This window comes from Azorhizobium oxalatiphilum (assembly GCF_014635325.1).
Taxonomy (GTDB): Bacteria; Pseudomonadota; Alphaproteobacteria; order Rhizobiales; family Xanthobacteraceae; genus Azorhizobium; species Azorhizobium oxalatiphilum.
The window spans coordinates 18,977-37,155 of the sequence record NZ_BMCT01000012.1; the positions used below are offsets into that span (position 1 = coordinate 18,977).

Sequence of the window (18,179 nt, forward strand, 5' to 3'; positions counted from 1 at the left end):
TCTCTATTCGATGTTCGCGATCTGCTCGCGGAACTGATCCACCAGAAGCTTCAGGTCAAGTCCGATCTGCGTCAGCGCCACGGCATTGGACTTTGAACACAGCGTATTGGCCTCGCGATTGAACTCCTGCGCGAGGAAATCCAGCTTGCGCCCCACCGGGCCACCCTGGGCCAGCAGGTCGCGCGCGGCGGCCACATGGGCGGTCAGGCGGTCGAGTTCCTCGCGCACGTCGGCCTTGGTGGCGAGTAGCACCGCTTCCTGATGCAGGCGCTCCGGGTCGAGCCCGGCATGGCTTTCGGCCAGTGCCTTCACCTGCTCGGCGAGGCGGGCCTTGATGGCCTCCAGCTTGCGTTCCGGCAGGGTTTCGGCGGCGGCGATCAGCGCAGCGATGCCATCGAGCCGTTCGGTGAGGATGGCGCGGAGCGCGGCACCTTCAGTGAGGCGCATGGAAGAGAGATCCCGCAGCGCCTGCTCGAAACCGGTCAGCGCATCCCGCGCGATTGCCTCGCGGTCGCCCTCGCTCTGCTCGGCCTCGATCACCTCCACGATGCCCTTCACGCCCAGCAGGGCATCAAGGCTTGGCGGTGCACTGCCGAGGTCGGTGGCGGCTTCGCGGGCGGCGGCATAGAGCGTGCGCAGGGCGGGCTGGTTGATGCCCACGGAGATGCTGTCGCCTTCGCGTGTCACGGTGAAGGTGCCGGACACCGAGCCGCGCGACAGCGCCTTGGTGGCAGCGGCGCGGGCACCGGCGTCCAGCGCATCGAAGCCGTTCGGCACCCGGAGGCGCAGATCGAGGCCCTTGGCATTGACCGAGCGGATCTCCCAGGCCCAGCGCCAGGCGCCGGTGAGGCCATGGGCGCGGGCGAAGCCGGTCATGCTAGCGAGCGACATGGGGCAGGTCTTTCCAGACGGGGGCCGATAAGGCCCCGTGTCAGTTGGTGGAAGGCTTTGTGGACGGCGGGGTACCGGCTGCCGGCTCCGGCGTGGCAGGTGCCGGGCTGCTGGCAGCCGGCGGATTGGCGGCGGCCGCGGCGGCTTTCGCCTTGGCCTCGGCCTCGATCTCGCGCCAGCGGGCGACGTTACGATTATGCTGGTCCAGCGTCTCGGCGAAGATATGCCCGCCGGTGCCGTCGGCGACGAAGTAGAGATCCTTGCTCTTCATCGGATTGGCAACGGCGGCAAGCGAAGCCTTGCCGGGATTGCCGATGGGGCCGGGCGGCAGGCCGTCGATGGCGTAGGTGTTATAGGCGGTGGGCGTGTTGATGTCGGCCCGGCTGATGGGCCGGCCCAGCGAGCCCTTGCCGCCCACGATGCCGTAGATGATCGTCGGGTCGGACTGCAGCTTCATCTTGCGCGCCAGCCGGTTCACGAACACGGCGGCCACATGCGGGCGCTCGTCCGCCTTGCCGGTTTCCTTCTCCACGATGGAGGCGAGGATCACCAGTTCCTCGGGCGACTTCAGGGGCAGGTCAGGGGCGCGCTTGGCCCAGATATCGGCCACCACCTTCTGCTGGTCGGCGGTCATGCGTTTGAGCACCTCCTGCCGGTTCATCCCGCGCACGATGGCGTAGGTCTCCGGCAGCAAGGTGCCTTCCAGCGGCACGCGAATGGTGCCGGTGAGCATGTCGTTGTCGTTCAGGCGGTCCACCACCTGCTGGCTGGTGAGACCCTCGGGCAGGGTGATCTGGTGCTGGACCACGCGGCCGGCGGTCATGGTGTCCACCACGCTGGCCATGGTCACGCCCGCCTTGAAGGCGTATTCGCCCGCATGCATGGGCTCGCCGCGATGGGTGAGCTGATGGCCGGCCACGAACACCACCCAGTTGCGGATGACGCCCTCGCGCTCCAGCAGATCGGCGATGTCGCGCAGGCCCGAGCCGCGCGGGATGACGACATTCTTGTCGGAGGCGAGAGGGCCGGGGGTGCGATAGGCCCATTCGCCGTACCAGCCGGCGAGACCACCGCCAACGGCGAGGAACAGGAGCAACGTGAAGACGGCACTTCCGATCATCACGGCAGGGTGGTTCGCGCCCCGGCCGCGCCGCTTGGGCTTCGGCTTCTGCTGCTCTGTTTGCGCCATGCCGGACTTACCCTCGGACGTTGCGCGGGGCGTTCCCGCTGGACACAGTTTCACGGCCGCGGGTGAGACAGAAATGCGAATGTCCGCGCGGCAGTGTGCCAGAGGCTAGCGCGAAATATGGCGACACGGCGTCCCGCACCCGAAGGGAGGACGCCGTGTGGATCAGGCCGCGTAGCGCTTCAGCACCAGCGAGGCGTTCGTGCCGCCGAACCCGAACGAGTTCGAGAGGGCCACGTCGATCTTGCGCGGCTTGGGCTTGAGCGGCACGAGGTCGATGGGGGTCTCGATGGACGGATTGTCGAGATTGAGGGTCGGCGGGGCCACCTGGTCGCGGATCGCCAGGATGGAGAAGATGGCTTCCACCGCACCGGCCGCGCCGAGCAGATGCCCGATAGCCGACTTGGTAGAGGACATGGAGACGTTCGCCGCGGCATTGCCCAGCAGGCGCTCCACAGCCCGAAGCTCGATCTCGTCGGCCATGGTCGAGGTGCCATGGGCGTTGATGTAGTCCACCTCGCCGGGGCTGATGCCCGCGCGCTTCAAGGCGGCGGTCATGCAGCGGAAGGCGCCATCGCCGTCGGGCGTCGGGGCGGTGATGTGGAAAGCGTCGCCGGACATGCCGTAGCCGACCACTTCCGCATAGATCTTCGCGCCGCGCGCCTTGGCGTGCTCGAGTTCCTCGAGCACCACCACACCGGCGCCCTCGCCCATGAGGAAGCCGTCGCGGTCCTTGTCATAGGGGCGCGAGGCGCGGGTGGGCTCGTCATTGAACGCCGTGACCAGCGCCTTGCACGCGGCGAAGCCGGCCAGCGCGAGGCGGTTCACAGGCGATTCGGAGCCGCCGGCCACCATCACCTCGGCATCGCCGAGGGCAATGAGGCGGGCCGCATCGCCAATGGCGTGCGTGCCGGTGGAGCAGGCCGTGACCACCGCATGGTTCGGGCCCTTGAGGCCGTGCGCGATGGAGACGTAGCCGCCGGCAAGATTGATGAGACGACCGGGGATGAAGAAGGGCGACACGCGGCGCGGGCCCTTTTCCTTCAGGGTCAGCGCGGTATCCGCAATGCCTTCGATGCCGCCGATGCCGGAGCCGATGAGGACGCCGGTATTGATCTGGTCATCGTAGCTTTCGGGGTGCCAGTCCGCGTCGTCGAGGGCCTGCTTGGCAGCCGCCATGGCGAAGACGATGAACTCGTCCACCTTGCGCTGTTCCTTGGGCTCCATCCACTGATCGGGATTGTAGGTGCCCTCGCTGCCGTCGCCGCGGGGAATGTTCGCCGCAATCTTGCAGGGGAGGTCGGACACGTCGAAATGCTCGACGCGGTTTGCACCGCTTTCGCCGGCCAGCAACCGCCGCCAGGTCGGCTCGACGCCGCACGCCAGCGGCGTCACCATGCCGAGGCCGGTGACGACAACACGTCTCATGGGGAACTCCGGGACCATCATGAAGACGGCCGCAGTACGTACGTGCTGCGGCCGTGCATCAGCTTCGGACAGCCGATCAGGCGGCGTTCTTTTCCAGGAACTTGATGGCGTCGCCCACCGTCAGGATGGTCTCGGCCGCATCGTCCGGGATCTCGGTGTTGAAGGCCTCCTCGAAGGCCATCACGAGTTCCACGGTGTCGAGGCTGTCGGCGCCGAGATCATCGATGAAGCTGGCGTTCTCAGTCACCTTCTCGGGCTCGACGCCGAGATGCTCCGCGACGATCTTCTTCACCCGCTCGGCGATGTCACTCATTGATGCACCCTCGTTATCTGAAATCAGTTGCCGTACGGCGGCTGGAGGACGGCATAATGCCTTTCAGCCGCTCTGCCCAGCCCCCTGCGTGTGCTTCATTCAGCAAGCACGCAGGCGGTCCGTTCTCTCGTAGATCCAAATCCACCGCTCGGACCAGTTCGAGCGGCAAGTAACACACTTCCCCAGCCTTTGCCAGCAGGGCGGCCTCGACGGCCGAACCCGTTGAAAACGCCGGGTCGGCGCAGGATCAGATCATCGCCATGCCGCCGTTGACGTGCAAGGTCTGTCCGGTGACATAGCTGCCCGCGTCGGAGGCCAGATAGACGCAGGCTGCCGCGATATCCTCCGGCGTGCCAAGGCGCCCGGCCGGCACGGACTTGAGGATGGCTTCCCGCTGCTTCTCGTTGAGCGCGTCCGTCATCGGGGTCGAAATGAAGCCCGGGGCGATGCAGTTCACGGTCACGCCACGGCTCGCCACTTCCTGCGCGAGGGCCTTGGACATGCCGATCATGCCGGCTTTCGCTGCGGCATAATTGCCCTGGCCCGCATTGCCGGTCACGCCGACGATGGAGGTGATGGAGATGATGCGGCCGCTGCGGCGGCGCATCATGGAGCGCACCGCCGCCCGCGACAGGCGGAAGGCGGAGGTGAGGTTCACGTTGAGAACCTGCTCCCACGCCTCGTCGGTGAGACGCATGAAGATGTTGTCGCGGGTGATGCCGGCGTTGTTGACGAGAATGTCCACCACACCCATGGCCGCTTCCGCGTCCGGCACCAGCTTCTCGACCTCTTCAGCGACGCCGAGATTGCAGGGCAGGACATGCACCCGCTCCTTCAGCTCGGCCGCCAGCGCGTCCAGCGCCTCGCGGCGGGTGCCGGAGATGGCCACCGTCGCGCCCTGGGCATGCAGGGCCTTGGCGATGGCGCCGCCGAGGCCGCCCGTGGCGCCGGTGACGAGGGCGGTCTTGCCGCTCAGATCGAACATGGTTTGTCCTTGTGCAGGAAAGAGAAAGCCGCGCGGAGCACGGATTGGAAACTCAGGCCGCCGGGGCAGCGAAACTACGCCGCCGGGGCGGCCTTGGCGGCGATGAAGGCGGTGACGTCTTCGGGCGTACCCACGGAAGCGACCTGAAGATCAGCCACCTGAGCATCCTTGGCGATGCGGCGGACGAGGCCGGTGAGCACCTTGCCGGCACCCACTTCCACCGTCCTGCGGACGCCAGCGCCAGTCATGTAGACCACCGATTCGCGCCAGCGCACAGTGCCTGTCACCTGCTCCACCAGCAGGCGCACGATTTCCACCGGGTCGGTGACGGGGGAGGCGCGCACATTGGCGACCACGGGCACGCACGGCGCGTTCACCGCCACGGCGGCCAGCGCGGCTTCCATGGCTTCGGCGGCGGGTTCCATCAGGCGGCAATGGAAGGGCGCGGAGACCGGCAGCAGGATGGCGCGGGAGGCGCCCTTGGCCTTTGCGATCTCGATGGCGCGCTCCACGGCCTTCAGATGACCGGACACCACCACCTGCCCGCCGGCATTGTCGTTGGCGGCCTCGCAGACATCGCCCTGCGCCGCTTCGGCAGCGACCGCGACGGCCTGCTCATAATCGAGGCCCAGCAAGGCAGCCATGGCGCCGACACCGGCCGGAACGGCGTCCTGCATGGCCCGGCCGCGAATGCGCAGCAGGCGGGCGGCGTCCGAGATGGACAGCGTTCCGGCGGCGGCAAGGGCGGAATATTCGCCCAGCGAATGGCCGGCCACGAAGGCAGCATCTCGGGGGAGATTGAGGCCGGCTTCCGCCTCGAGCACGCGCAGGGCGGCCAGCGAGGTGGCCATCAGCGCCGGCTGGGCATTGGCGGTGAGGGTCAGGTCTTCGGACGGACCGTCCCACATCAGGCGGCTGAGGTGCTCGCCCAGGGCCGAATCCACCTCGGCGAAGACTTCGCGCGCGGCCGGAAAGCTATCCGCCAGCGCCTTGCCCATGCCGACGGCCTGGCTGCCCTGGCCGGGGAAAATAAAGGCTGTGCTCATGGCGCGCTCCCTGCGGCTCAAATTTGGCGGGGCAAAGACACCGCGACGCCGGGGAAGTCAAGGATGCAGCGCGAAACCTTCCCGTCTTTGGGATATCCGGCGCGCCTGTGGAAAAGTATCCGGCCGCTTTTACCTTTACGCTGCAAAGGGATGCGGTCGGATATTCGGATTTTGCTGTGATGTGCCATGAACATGGCGCAGCCTTTGGAGCGGCCTCCGTCTGGCCGCTTCAGTAGCGGGGCAGATCCTGGCCGATCCAGCGGCCCATGCCGTCAGGGCAGAAGCGCAGCTGGATGGCGGCTTCGCTGCGGGGCGAAGGATAAAGCTCCATGTCCCGGCAGCGCGATGAGGTGCCGTGCAGGCGCCCCCGCAGGAGGCCGCCGCCCGGCGTCCGGTCCACGATCTCGGCGCCGTCCGGCAACTGGTCCAGCGAACGGGCGAGCAGGTCCGCTGCCCGGCCATCCAGCCAACGCGCCTGCATGAGCGCGCTCTGCGGTAGGCCGACACGCTGGGCATAGGGCAGGTTTGAATAGGGCGGTCGGGGGGCGCTGGGTGCCATCGGCTGGACCTGTTGCGCCATGTCCTGTGGGGCAGGGATGGCCGGACGGGGCATGGGCAGGGGGGCGGGGACCATGGCCACCACATCCGGCGGAGATTCGGCAACTGCCGGCGCCTGCGGCACGGGCGCGGGTGTTGCCGGGGCCGGCGTCTGGGAAGCCGTCGGCGCGGATGATGCGGCGTTTGCTTCGGCCGGCTTGGGGATGGGAACAGGGGCCGGTTTGGCGGCAGGGGCCTGCGCCGTCTGCACGGGCGATGTGGGGGCAGGCGGCGGCGTGACCGGCTGGCGGAAGATCATCGCCCAGGCGCCGGCCACCGCCAGCAGCGCCAGCGTGGCGGCGATCAGGTTGAACCGGAACAGTAGGGAACGCGAGCGGCGTTCCGGCACCATGCGCTCGGGAGCAGGCATTTCCTTCGGGCCGTGGCAGAAGGGGCAGGTGCCGGGGAAATGGTCGTGGCCCGCATCGCAGCGCACGAGGCTCGCATGGGCGGCCGACAGGTCGCGTACCCATTCGGACATCTCCGGCCGGTCGCGGCTGCCGAGCGCGGCATCGAACAGGCGGCGCAGCTGGCGCGGCCACGTCACATGCAGCGAGCGTGGGTTGGGCGCGATGCGCGGATCGGCCGAAAACCCATAGGCATAAGCTTCCGCGCGGATCTTGCCGGCGGTGTCGGTGGGAAGCGGGCTGTCTTCCGGTACGATGCCGGAGAAGGGTGGCAGCCCCATGTTCAAGAGTTGGAAGGCGATGACGGCGAAGGCGAAGCGGTCCTGCGCCTCGGGATCGCGCATGGCCCGGGGATCCACTCCCTGATATTCCGGCGCCGTATAGTCCGGCGTGGCGAGCAGGGCCGGATGCACCGTTCCGCTCTCGTCGATGAAGCGCATGCCGTCGCAGTCGATCAAAGCGACGGTGGTACTTTCGCGCTCGATCAGGATATTTGCCGGCTTTAGATCCACGCACTGGATGCCGTGGGCATGCAGTGTCTCCAGTGCCTGTGCCAGATGGAAGGCGATCAGTACCCGGTAGCGGTAGGACGTGTTGACGCCGGCCCGGTTGCTCACATGGGCGTTGATCAGCGCATCAAGCCGGGTCCAGCGGTCCGGCTCCAGATAGGCCATGGAATAGCCGATGGGATGGCGCATCGCGGACTGCTCCACGATGCAGCTCTGCGGCCAGGTGAAGCGGAACGGGCGACGGGCATCCGTTGGCTGGATGGCGGATGACAGCGCCACCATATGCGCCACTTTCAGCGCGTGCTCATCCACCTGCTCGGGGTGGTAGATCTTGATGACCCGTTCGGGCTCGCCCGGATGGCGATAGAGATTGCCGGCAGCGCCGGAGGCCAGCATGGGGCCGAGCGGCGCCAGCGGTTCCGGGGCGGGGGCGCCGGGGCGGATATCCAGATAGACAGCGGCGAAACTGTCTGAGCGCGCTTCGGGAAGATTCATCTGCGGACCCGCACGGCAAGGAGCGTCTTGTCATCAGCGCTGCGGGCCCGTGCCCGCGCATCCACCAATACGCGGGCCAGCGCCAGCCCGCCCGGCTCGTCGCCGGTGAAAATGTCATCAAGGATATATTGGGCAAAAGACGGGCGGACCCCGTCGCCACGCGGGGAAGCGAAGGCGGTGACGCCGTCGCTCATGAGCAGAACGGCATCGCAGCGGGAAATGGTCGTCACGCGCAGGTGGCGCTGCCAGTCCGGCTCGGAGAAGAAATAGGTGATGTTGGCATACTCCCCGTTCTCGGGCGGGGAGACTGCCGTGGAAAGCGGGCCTTCTTCGGTCAGGGTCAAGGCCACGGCAAGGCCGTCGCCGATGTGGAACACCAGGCCGCCCTCCGGCGAGAGCGCCAGCAGGACCACGGTTGAGAGATAGTCCGTGAGGTCGTCGGAGGGGCCGTGCAGCAGGCAGTGCTCACGGGCGGCGCGGATAGCCCCTCGCACCATCTCCTCCACCCGCTGAGGCGCTTCCAGCGAGATCTCCTCCACCTGATCCTTCAGTTCGTCCACCAGATGGGCGGCGACCGTGCGGGCACCGAAGATGGCATGAGGCGCACTGCCTGCCCCGTCGCAGACGACGGCGAACAGCCAGCGGTCGGCGCCGCCCATGAGGAAGACATCCTCGCAGGGCTCGCCCTCGCGGATGTGCCGGTCTCCTTGCACACTGGCCGCGTGGGCGATGAACAAGGGCGTGACGAGGCTGGCATGGCGGATTTCGCAGCCGTCCAGCCGGCCGGTAGCGCCGCGGGGTGGGGGAATCTCGTCAGTCACGGACGATGAACAGGTCGTCCGGGGCGGTCTCCAGAGCGGGGGAGCCGGAGGCCGGGGCGGCGGGGCCTGTGGCGCGCATGCTGTCGGACAGCCAGCGGAACAGGTCGCGGAAGCGGGTTTCCTCCACTTCGAGTGCGAAGCCGTCGGGGGTGAGCTGCTTCAGCACCTCGAAATTGGCGTCCGGCCCCACCCCGATGGGCCAGAGCAGGAAAGCATCCCGTTCCTGCGCCGCCCGGCAGCGGGCGGCGGCGGCCTCCCAATTGTCGGTGGGGGTGCCGTCGGTGAGCACGAACAGCCAGGGCCGGCGGATGTTGATGCCGCGTGCCCGAAGACTCGCTTTCTCCTCGGCAATGTCCTGCATGGCCATGGCGAGGCCGGAGCCCAGCGGCGTACGGCCGCGACCGATGAGGGTAGGGGGGTGAAAGAGCGGCGCTTCGCACCAGTCGAGGATGCTCTCCGCCGCCTCGTCGCCGAAGCGGATGATCTTGGTGCGCACGGACACGGCGGCCACGGGATCGGCCATCAGATCGAGATGGAACGCGGCCAGCGCTGCGTTCAACAGGCCGATCTTGTCGCCGTCATTCATGGAGGCGCTGCCGTCCAGCAGCAGGACGCAGGGTACGCGCTCGGCGAAATTGTCGTCGGGCGTGTAAATGTCGGGAATTGGGCCCGCGCCAGAGAGGGATGGGGTGTTCGAGGAAACCGGCACGTCAGACTTCTCCGCAGCCCCCGTGCCGACACCATCATGGGTTGGAGGCGGATTCACGGCTCTGATTTCCAATCCGAGCCGATCCGGCTCCACCGGCGAATCGGATCATAAGTGAGGCGCACGGGGCACCTCAACCGGATCGCCGCTTGAGACGCGCGGATGAGCCATTTTGCTTGTGTTTGGCCGTGAAGCTGTTATATGCGCCGCTTCCGTTGCCCCGGCCGGGGGCTGAACGGACGGTTTTCTGTCGGCTCCGCGCATGCGCGAGGCAGATGGAAGATAGAGCCGAAAGGTTCGTCGTCCCGTGTCCCCGCCTTCCGAGCAGATGAGCCTTTCCTAAAGGTTCGCAAGGGCTTGGCGCCGGGGTGCGGAGAAACGAAAGGCACAAGACACATGGCGCTCTATGAGCATGTGTTCCTCGTGCGCCAGGACGTTACGGCGCAACAGGTCGAGGAACTGACCGCCCGATTCAAGGGCGTGATCGAAGCCAATGGCGGCTCCGTCGCCAAGGTTGAGGCTTGGGGTGTGAAGACCCTGACCTATCGCATCAACAAGAACCGCAAGGCGCATTTCACGCTCATGAACATCGACGCTCCGGCGGCGGCTGTTCAGGAGATGGAGCGCCAGATGGGAATCGACGAGGACGTCCTGCGCTTCCTCACCATTCGCGTCGACGCGCTGGAGGAGGGTCCCTCCGCCATGCTGCAGAAGCGTGATCGCGATGACCGTGGCGAGCGCGGTGAGCGCGGCTTCGGTGGCGGCGGCTTCGGCGGCCGTGGTGATCGTGAGGACCGCCCGCGCCGTTCGCGCGAGCGTGAAGAAGCCCCGGCTGAGGAGACCTTCTGATGGCGTTCGCTCAAGCTGGTGGTGGTGGCGGTCAGCGCCGTCCGTTCTTCCGTCGTCGCAAGACCTGCCCGTTCTCCGGCCCGAATGCGCCGAAGATCGACTACAAGGACGTGCGTCTCCTGCAGCGCTACATCTCCGAGCGCGGCAAGATCGTGCCGAGCCGCATCACTGCGGTCTCCGCCAAGAAGCAGCGCGAGCTGTCGGCCGCCATCAAGCGCTCGCGCTTCCTCGGTCTGCTGCCGTTCGTGATCCGCTGATCTCCTGAAGATCAGTCCGGCCCGCCCTTTCGGGGGCGGGCCTCTTCGTTTGAGTTCTCAGACGCGCCGTGGGGATTGTCCTCAAGGCGTTTGTTGGGGCAGGTCGAGCCTGCTTCTAACCGCACCTGCGGGACAGCTCGTCACATGGTACCGTTCATCCTGATAGGCATCGTTGCGGGCGCCGCGTCCGCACTTCTCGTCGCCGGCGTGGCGGCGGGCTCGATGCTGGCGGTCCCTCTGTTCTATCTGGCCCCCCTGCCGCTGATGATCGGCGGTCTGGCCTTCTCCCATATCGCCGCCGCCGTCGGCGTGGTCGCCGCGAGCCTCGGGCTCGGCGCCTTGTACGGCACCACCTTCCTGACCGCCTATCTGGTGGGCATCGGCCTGCCGGCCTGGGTCCTGTCCTATTGCGCGCTGCTCGCGCGGCAGGATCCGGCGGCCCGCGACGGTGTCGCCTGGTTTCCCGTTGGCGGCCTCATGATCGCCGGTGTGATCCTCGCGACCCTCAGCATCGTGGTGGCGCTTTTCTCCCTCGCGGGCAGCTATGACGCCTATGTGGATGCCGTCAGCCGGGCGTTTGAAGTCTTCATGAAGGCACAGGGCGGGGCTCCGGCCGGGGCTGCGGGCGATCCGGTCGCCATGGGCCAGACCGTGGCGATCATCCTTCCCGCCACGGCCGCTGCCGTGCTGTTCTCCACCCAGATGGGCTGTCTGTATCTGGCAGGTCGCGCGGCCCGGCTCTCCGGCCGTCTGGCCCGCCCGTGGCCCGACCTCGCAGGGCTTCGCCTGCCGGGCATGACCCCGTTGGCACTGGCCGGTCTTGTGGCGATCGCCATGACGCCGGGCCTGCTTGGCCTGTCCGCGTCGGCGGCAGGGGCGGCGCTCATTGTCTGCTACACGGCGGCGGGCTTCGCCGTGCTGCATTACGTCACCCGTGGACGGGCTGCCCGCCCGTTCATCCTCATCGGCGCCTGGGTGCTGACGTTGGCCATCGGTTGGCCGGCGCTGGTGATGGCGCTCATCGGCGTGGTCGATGCCTTGTTCGACCTGCGCCGCCGGATCGGAACCGCTGGCGGCCCGCCCGCCGCCAACGACCGCTGAAGTTCAACCAGACACTGACACTGAAATCGAGACATAGGAGATCAACATGGAAGTCATTCTTCTGGAGCGCGTGGCCAAGCTCGGCCAGATCGGCGACGTGGTGAACGTGCGCAATGGCTACGGCCGCAACTTCCTCCTGCCCAACGGCAAGGCGCTGCGCGCCACCAAGGAGAACCGCGCCCGCTTCGAGACCATGAAGTCCCAGCTCGAGGCCCGTAACCTCGAACTGAAGACCGAAGCCCAGTCGGTTGCCACCAAGCTCGACGGCCAGTCCGTGGTGATCCTGCGTCAGGCGGGCGAGACCGGCCAGCTGTACGGCTCCGTGTCCACCCGTGACATCGCCGCCGCCTTCGAGGCCGCCGGCTTCACCGTGGATCGTCAGCAGATCGTGCTGAACCACCCCATCAAGATGCTCGGCCTGCATGTCCTGCCGGTTACGCTGCATCCCGAGGTGGTGGTCAATGTGACGGTCAACGTCGCCCGCAACGCGGAAGAGGCCGAGCGCCTGGCCCGCGGTGAGGCCATCCGTCGTCCCGGCGACGAGGATGAAGACGAGGACGAGGTCGAGGCCGTCGAAGAGGCCGAAGAGGAAGCTCCCGCTGAGGAAGCTGCCGAGGGCTGATCTCTCCGCCTTCAAGCCGTATTTTCTGAAACGCCCGGCCAAAAGCCGGGCGTTTTTCTTTTCCGCATCTTACCTAAAGGTATATTGCGCCACAGCCTCGCTGGTGCTGTTATTTGTTGTGTGACCACAGTGACCTAGCGGCAGAACTGCATTTGCAGGTCACGTGCGGTTTGCATCATGCTCACACAGCAGTGGTCCAGCTGAGCTGGGCCTTTTACATTGTTTGCTCTGAGCCAATGATCCGGGCGCAGATCCGGTTCTGGAGGAAAAGCGAGGGAAATCAGATACGGAGGCTGTGATATGGAGGGGTTACTTGAAGCTGTTTTGCGCCGCGTGATGACGTGCGGCAGCTTGGGGGTCACGACTGCGTCAGGCCGCTCTTATGTGGCTGGTTCGGGTGAGCCGACGGTCAAGGTCCGCTTCACCACCGCTGCCGCCGAGCGCCGCATTCTTCTAGATCCCGAGCTTCAGCTCGGGGAAGCGGTGACGGACGGCACTCTCATTGTCGAAAAAGGCACCATTGCCGATCTGCTCGACCTCATGATGTCCCAGCCGGGCATGTTTTCGCCCACGCTGACCTCGAAGCTGCTGCTCTGGGCCCGCAAGGCCGGACGCCGGATCGCGCAGTTCAACCCGCGGGAGCGCTCCCAGCGGAATGTCGCACATCATTATGATCTCGACGGGCGCCTGTATTCGCTCTTCCTCGATTCCGACCGTCAATATTCCTGCGCCTATTTCGAGCATCCCGGGCAATCGCTCGACGACGCCCAACTGGCCAAGAAACGGCATCTGGCCGCCAAGCTGATCCTCGACCGGCCCGGCATGAAGCTGCTGGACATCGGCTGCGGCTGGGGTGGCCTCGGTCTCTACATGGCCGAGATGGGCGGTGCCGATGTCACTGGCGTCACGCTGTCGAGGGAGCAACTGGGCGTTGCCCGCTCACGCGTGACGGAACGCGGCCTCGACGGGCAAGTGGATTTCCGCCTGCAGGACTATCGCGACATTCCCGAGCGGTTCGAGCGCATCGTGTCGGTGGGCATGTTCGAGCACGTGGGCATTGCCCATTACGGCACCTTCTTCCGCAAGGCCCACGACCTGCTGACCGATGACGGGGTGATGGTGCTGCACTCCATCGGCCGCCAGGAGCCGCCGGGCATCACCAACCCCTGGATCGCCAAATATATCTTTCCAGGCGGCTACATTCCTGCCCTGTCGGAGGTGCTGCCGCAGATCGAGAAGGCTGGGCTCATCGTCACCGACGTGGAGGTGTTGCGCCTGCACTATGCGGAGACGCTCAAGGCGTGGCGGGAGCGGTTCATGGCCCATCTGGAAGAGGCCCGGCGGCTCACGGATGAGCGCTTCTGCCGGCTCTGGGAGTTCTATCTGGCCGGATCGGAAATGGCGTTCCGTCACCAGAACATGATGGTGTTCCAGATTCAGGTGACACGGAACCAGAATGCGATACCCCTGACCCGCGACTATATCGCCAAGGCGGAGGATCGCCTGCGGGCGGCGGAGTTCAACGCCAGGGCGACGATTCGCATGGCGGGGGAATAATCCACAGTCCGTCCCCCGCGCAATTTGGGGGCGGCGCGCGTTGCGGCTGAAGCACGGACAAGCCGCGCGGCGCGCCGTCCCCGTAATTCTTAAACAGGGACCGCGACGGTCCGCAGGGTCGTCCTCGCCTGTGTCGGCTGGTACATGTCGGGTTCGCACGACGAACCAGAATGTGACCGATGCTCGATCAGCCCGCGTCGAAGGAGGATGTGTCTTCCTATCGCCAGCCACCCCACAACGTGGAGGCGGAACAGGCGCTGCTAGGCGCGATCCTGGTCAATAACGAGGCCTTCTATCGCGTCTCGGACTTCCTGAAGCAGGAGCATTTCTTCGAGCCGCTGCACGGGCGCATCTACGATCTCACCAGCTCGCTGGTGCGGGCCGGCAAGATCGCCACCCCCGTCACGCTGAAGACCTTCCTGCCGCCGGAGCTGGACATCGGCGGCCTCACCGGCCCGCAGTATCTGGCGCGCCTCGCGGCTGAAGCCACGACCATCATCAATGCCGAGGATTACGGCAGGGCGATTTATGATCTGTCGGTACGGCGCGAGCTGATCCGCATCGGCGAGGAAATCGTCAACGACGCCTTCGACGCTCCGGTGGAGGCGCAGCCGCAGGATCAGATCGAGGAGGCGGAAAAGCGTCTCTACGCCATCGCCGAATCCGGCCGCTATGACGGCGGCTTCGTGCGCTTCGGCGATGCGCTGCGCGAATCGGTGGACATGGCGAGCCGCGCTTTCCAGCGCGAAGGCCATCTGTCGGGCATTTCGTCCGGGCTGGACGATCTCGATACCCAGATGGGCGGCCTGCAGCCGTCGGACTTGATCGTGCTGGCCGGACGACCGGCCATGGGCAAGACCTCGCTCGCCACCAACATCGCCTTCAACATCGCCGCCGCCTATCGCGGCGAGCAGCGGCCGGACGGATCCATCGAGGCCGTGTCGGGCGGCGTGGTGGGCTTTTTCTCGCTGGAAATGTCGTCCGAGCAGCTAGCGACCCGTATCCTCGCCGAGCAGGCCGAGATCGCCTCCTACAAGATCCGCCGCGGCGACATCTCGGAGAGCGAGTTCGCCAAGCTGGCGGCCGCCGCCCAGTCTATGCAGATCGTGCCGCTCTATATCGACGACACCGGCGGCATCTCCATCGCCCAGCTCGTGGCGCGTGCGCGTCGCCTGAAGCGCCAGCGCGGGCTGAACTTCATGGTGGTGGACTATCTTCAGCTGCTCACCGGCTCGTCCAAGACCACCGGCAACCGCGTGCAGGAAATCACCGAAATCACCACTGGCCTGAAAGCGCTGGCCAAGGAGCTTCAGGTACCGGTCATGGCGCTGTCCCAGCTCTCCCGTCAGGTGGAAAGCCGCGACGACAAGCGCCCCCAGCTCTCGGACTTGCGCGAATCGGGCTCCATCGAGCAGGACGCCGACGTGGTGATGTTCGTGTACCGCGAGGAATATTACCTCAAGAGCCGTGAGCCCAAGCCCGGCACCGAGGAATGGTTCAAGTGGGAAACGGACATGAAGGCCTGCGAGGCCACCGCCGAGATCATCATCGGTAAGCAGCGTCACGGCCCCACCGGAACGGTGAAGGTGCACTTCGAGGCGCAGTACACCCGATTCCAGAATCTGGCGCGGGACGACCGCTTCCCCGAACGCCATGAGTGATGCCCTAGAGGGGGCCGCCGTTCTCACCATCGATCTTGGTGCGCTGGCGGCCAACTGGCAGGCGATGGCCCGCCGCGTGGCGCCGGCCGCCTGTGCCGCCGTGGTCAAGGCGGATGCCTACGGGCTCGGAATCGAACGCGCCGCCCCCGCCTTGTGGGCTGCCGGTGCCCGCACCTTCTTCGTCGCCCAATTCGAGGAAGGCCGCACGCTGCGTGCCCTCCTGCCCGAGGCGGAAATCCTTGTTCTGGGCGGTCTGCTGCCGGGTCTTGCCCCGCTGTTCGCGCGCCACGCGTTGCGCCCGGTGTTGGGCAGCCTGCCCGAGGTGGCGGAGTGGGCCGCCTTCTGCCGGGCCGAAGGCGCGGACCAGCCAGCGGCGCTGCATGTGGACACCGGCATGAACCGGCTCGGCCTGACACCGGACGGCGCGCTGGTGCTCGCCGGACAGCGGGACGGGCTCGGCTTCACGCCGTGCCTGATCATGAGCCATCTGGCCTGCGCCGACGTGCCTGACCATCCGCTGACCGCGCTTCAGCTGGCACGCTTTTCCGAGGTGGCGCGTGCCTTCCCCGATGTCCGCGCGTCGCTGGCCAATTCCGCCGGCGTGCTGACGAGCCCGGCCTTCCATTTCGATCTCGTGCGTCCCGGCATCGCCGTCTATGGCGGCACGGCCATCGACGGCCAGCCGCCGCTCCGGCCAGTGGTGCGGCTGGAAGCGCCCATCATTCAGGTGCGCGACGGCGCGGCCGACGAAACGGTGGGCTATGGCGCGTCCCAGCGCCTCGCACGCGACAGTCGCATCGCCATCATCTCCATTGGCTATGCGGATGGTTTCCTGCGGGCGTTCGGTGCGTCGGATGGTGCGCCGGGGGCGGAGGCGATCGTGCGCGGACAGCGCTGCCCGCTGGTTGGCCGGGTATCCATGGATCTGGCAGCGGTTGATGTGACGGACGTGCCCGGTGTGGCGCGGGGAGACAGGGCCGTGCTGCTCGGAGACGGCATCGGCATCGATGAACTGGCGACTCACGGCCGGACCATCGGCTATGAGGTGCTCACCTCGCTGGGGCCGCGCTATGCCCGAATCTATATTGATGCGCCCGCAGAGTGAGGCGGGCACAGCGAATTATGGTCAGGTAAGCGGACGCTAACCCTCGACATGTCACCCTGATGGCAGCGATGATTCTTAAACCGCGCATTGATTCGCGGCGGGAGCGGCTGCCATGCACACCATCCCAGTCTCTTTTCCAGAGGATCCCTTCGTCTCCAGCCTCGTCGAGGCTGGGCGATATGTCGATCCCGCTGCCGTATGGCGTGCGGGCCTAACTCTTCTTGCCGCACGCGAGCGCGAGCGGGAAGATCGCGAATCGGCGCAGCTCAGCCTGCTGCACGACGTGCTTGCCCGCGAGGCGGCCCATCCGCCCATGCCGGCCCATGAACCGCAGGAACCCGCTCCGGTGGCCATTCCGCTTGCGGTGGACACTGACGCAGTGCTGAGCGAGATCGAGTTGCTGCTGAGTGCCCGCGCCCCGCGCCAGTTCCGCAAGGCGGGCTGATCCTGTCGGGGCGGCCTTGATCCGCTCCGCTGTTGGTTCATTCAACGAAAAATGCCCGCCGGGACCAGCCGGGCGGGCATCTTCGTATGCTTCAGGACGTGCGCCGGATCAGGCGGCGGCGACCTTGGCGCACTCCGGCACCGGCGTTTCCACCGGCTTGCCTGTGAAGTGCGCGTTCAGATTGCGCAGTGCCAGCGTGTTCATATTGTCCACGGCGTTGGGCGAGCGGCCGGCGCTGTGCGGCGTGATCACGAGGTTCGCCGCCTTCAGCAGGGCCGCGGGCACTACCGGCTCGCCATCCACCACGTCGAGGCCGGCACCGGCGATGCGGCCGTCGTTGAGCGCGGCGATGAGGGCATCGGTTTCCACCAGCGAACCGCGCGCGATGTTGATGAGATAGCCCTGCGGGCCGAGCGCGTTCAGCACCGCCTCATTGATCATATGGCGGGTCTGGGGGGTCGCGGGAGCTGCCACCACCAGCACGTCGCTGTCCTCGGCCAAAGCGAGCGCGCTTTCATAATAGGTGTGCGCGGTGTCGGTGGCCTTGCGGCGGCTATGATACGCCACGGTCATGGAGAAGCCGGCCTCGCAGCGGCGGGCAACTTCGCGGGCGATGGAGCCGTAGCCGATAAGGCCGAGGCGCATGCCGGTCAGTTCGGGCGAGTTCTGCCGGGCCTCATGCCACTGGCCGCTGCGCACAGCGGCGTCCTGCGAGGCGATCTGCCGGACGCTGGCCAGCATCAGGGCCAGGGTGTGGTCCGCCACCGAAATGGTGTTGGTGCCGGGGCCGTGGGTGACGATGATGTTGCGGGCGATGGCGGCCTGCACGTCGATCCGGTCATAGCCGACGCCGAAGCAGGAGATAATCTCCAGCTTGGGCATGGCGTCCATCTCGGCGGCGGTGAGGCCAGCGGTGCCGTGGGTCAGGACGGCTCGGAACTGCGGGCCCTTCGACGCGATGGCGTCGGCGCGGGACTGCGGCTCGGGCGCGTAGGTCACGTTGAAGACGGCCTCAAGCCGCGCCAGCTCGTGGGGCGGGAAGGGGATGAGAACGAGCAGGTCCACGTTAACCGGCGCCATGGCGCAGTCCTTGATTGGCTGGAAGGAAGATGTGGCAATCTATGGCGGGTGCATCCCAGCCGGAATGCACACTGCTCATGGCCGCCATGCTGCGTTTACACCCCAAGCCATGAGAATG

General features: G+C 66.6%; 18 protein-coding genes. 8 read left to right on the top strand and 10 right to left on the bottom strand.

Going from position 1 to position 18,179, the window contains the following annotated elements; genetic code table 11:
• Positions 1-3 precede the first annotated feature (3 nt).
• The 9 genes from IEW24_RS26640 to IEW24_RS26680 form a co-directional block, all read right to left on the bottom strand.
• Entirely contained in the window at positions 4-891 is an 888-nt protein-coding gene (locus tag IEW24_RS26640) for a YicC/YloC family endoribonuclease (protein WP_188583958.1), read from the bottom strand.
• A 40-nt stretch (positions 892-931) separates the two neighbouring features.
• Positions 932-2,080 (bottom strand): endolytic transglycosylase MltG, encoded by a 1,149-nt coding sequence (mltG, locus tag IEW24_RS26645; RefSeq protein ID WP_188583959.1) that lies wholly within the window; start codon positions 2,078-2,080, stop codon positions 932-934.
• A 162-nt stretch (positions 2,081-2,242) separates the two neighbouring features.
• Positions 2,243-3,505, bottom strand: coding sequence for a beta-ketoacyl-ACP synthase II (fabF, locus tag IEW24_RS26650; RefSeq protein ID WP_188583960.1), 1,263 nt, complete (start codon positions 3,503-3,505; stop codon positions 2,243-2,245).
• Positions 3,506-3,581: 76 nt separating this feature from the next.
• Positions 3,582-3,818 (bottom strand): acyl carrier protein, encoded by a 237-nt coding sequence (locus IEW24_RS26655; protein ID WP_029003376.1) that lies wholly within the window; start codon positions 3,816-3,818, stop codon positions 3,582-3,584.
• Between the two features lie 247 nt (positions 3,819-4,065).
• Positions 4,066-4,803 carry a 3-oxoacyl-[acyl-carrier-protein] reductase gene (fabG, locus tag IEW24_RS26660; RefSeq protein ID WP_188583961.1) on the bottom strand — a complete coding sequence of 246 codons (738 nt, stop codon included), beginning with the start codon at positions 4,801-4,803 and terminating at the stop codon, positions 4,066-4,068.
• A gap of 74 nt (positions 4,804-4,877) precedes the next feature.
• A complete protein-coding gene (fabD, locus tag IEW24_RS26665) occupies positions 4,878-5,849 on the bottom strand; it encodes an ACP S-malonyltransferase (protein WP_188583962.1) in 972 nt (323 codons plus the stop codon).
• 229 nt (positions 5,850-6,078) lie between these two features.
• Positions 6,079-7,857 carry a protein kinase domain-containing protein gene (locus tag IEW24_RS26670; RefSeq protein ID WP_188583963.1) on the bottom strand — a complete coding sequence of 593 codons (1,779 nt, stop codon included), beginning with the start codon at positions 7,855-7,857 and terminating at the stop codon, positions 6,079-6,081.
• Positions 7,854-8,678 carry a PP2C family serine/threonine-protein phosphatase gene (locus IEW24_RS26675; protein WP_188583964.1) on the bottom strand — a complete coding sequence of 275 codons (825 nt, stop codon included), beginning with the start codon at positions 8,676-8,678 and terminating at the stop codon, positions 7,854-7,856. The genes IEW24_RS26670 and IEW24_RS26675 overlap by 4 nt, the downstream gene beginning before the upstream one ends.
• The gene (locus IEW24_RS26680; RefSeq protein ID WP_188583965.1) at positions 8,671-9,444 is read right to left on the bottom strand and encodes a vWA domain-containing protein; all 774 of its coding nucleotides are present in this window, start codon (positions 9,442-9,444) and stop codon (positions 8,671-8,673) included. The genes IEW24_RS26675 and IEW24_RS26680 overlap by 8 nt, the downstream gene beginning before the upstream one ends.
• A gap of 336 nt (positions 9,445-9,780) precedes the next feature.
• Between IEW24_RS26680 and rpsF the strand changes: the two genes are divergently transcribed.
• The 8 genes from rpsF to IEW24_RS26720 all read left to right on the top strand — a co-directional run bounded on the left by rpsF (position 9,781) and on the right by IEW24_RS26720 (position 16,981).
• Complete coding sequence (gene rpsF / locus IEW24_RS26685; RefSeq protein WP_188583966.1) at positions 9,781-10,233, top strand: 30S ribosomal protein S6; 453 nt, start codon at positions 9,781-9,783, stop codon at positions 10,231-10,233.
• A complete protein-coding gene (gene rpsR, locus IEW24_RS26690; protein WP_188583967.1) occupies positions 10,233-10,490 on the top strand; it encodes a 30S ribosomal protein S18 in 258 nt (85 codons plus the stop codon). Before rpsF ends, rpsR begins: the two co-directional genes overlap by 1 nt.
• Positions 10,491-10,634: 144 nt before the next feature.
• The gene (locus tag IEW24_RS26695; RefSeq protein WP_188583968.1) at positions 10,635-11,591 is read left to right on the top strand and encodes a DUF2232 domain-containing protein; all 957 of its coding nucleotides are present in this window, start codon (positions 10,635-10,637) and stop codon (positions 11,589-11,591) included.
• 46 nt (positions 11,592-11,637) lie between these two features.
• On the top strand, positions 11,638-12,213 hold the full coding sequence (rplI, locus tag IEW24_RS26700; RefSeq protein ID WP_188583969.1) for a 50S ribosomal protein L9: 576 nt from the start codon (positions 11,638-11,640) through the stop codon (positions 12,211-12,213).
• Between the two features lie 300 nt (positions 12,214-12,513).
• Complete coding sequence (locus IEW24_RS26705; RefSeq protein WP_188583970.1) at positions 12,514-13,770, top strand: cyclopropane fatty acid synthase; 1,257 nt, start codon at positions 12,514-12,516, stop codon at positions 13,768-13,770.
• Between the two features lie 179 nt (positions 13,771-13,949).
• Positions 13,950-15,431, top strand: coding sequence for a replicative DNA helicase (locus IEW24_RS26710; RefSeq protein ID WP_188583971.1), 1,482 nt, complete (start codon positions 13,950-13,952; stop codon positions 15,429-15,431).
• Positions 15,424-16,536, top strand: coding sequence for an alanine racemase (gene alr / locus IEW24_RS26715; RefSeq protein WP_188583972.1), 1,113 nt, complete (start codon positions 15,424-15,426; stop codon positions 16,534-16,536). The genes IEW24_RS26710 and alr overlap by 8 nt, the downstream gene beginning before the upstream one ends.
• A 112-nt stretch (positions 16,537-16,648) precedes the next feature.
• Positions 16,649-16,981 (top strand): hypothetical protein, encoded by a 333-nt coding sequence (locus IEW24_RS26720; RefSeq protein ID WP_188583973.1) that lies wholly within the window; start codon positions 16,649-16,651, stop codon positions 16,979-16,981.
• Positions 16,982-17,089: 108 nt separating this feature from the next.
• Here the strand turns inward: IEW24_RS26720 and IEW24_RS26725 are convergent, their stop codons facing one another.
• Positions 17,090-18,061, bottom strand: coding sequence for a 2-hydroxyacid dehydrogenase (locus IEW24_RS26725; RefSeq protein WP_188583974.1), 972 nt, complete (start codon positions 18,059-18,061; stop codon positions 17,090-17,092).
• Positions 18,062-18,179: the final 118 nt, after the last annotated feature.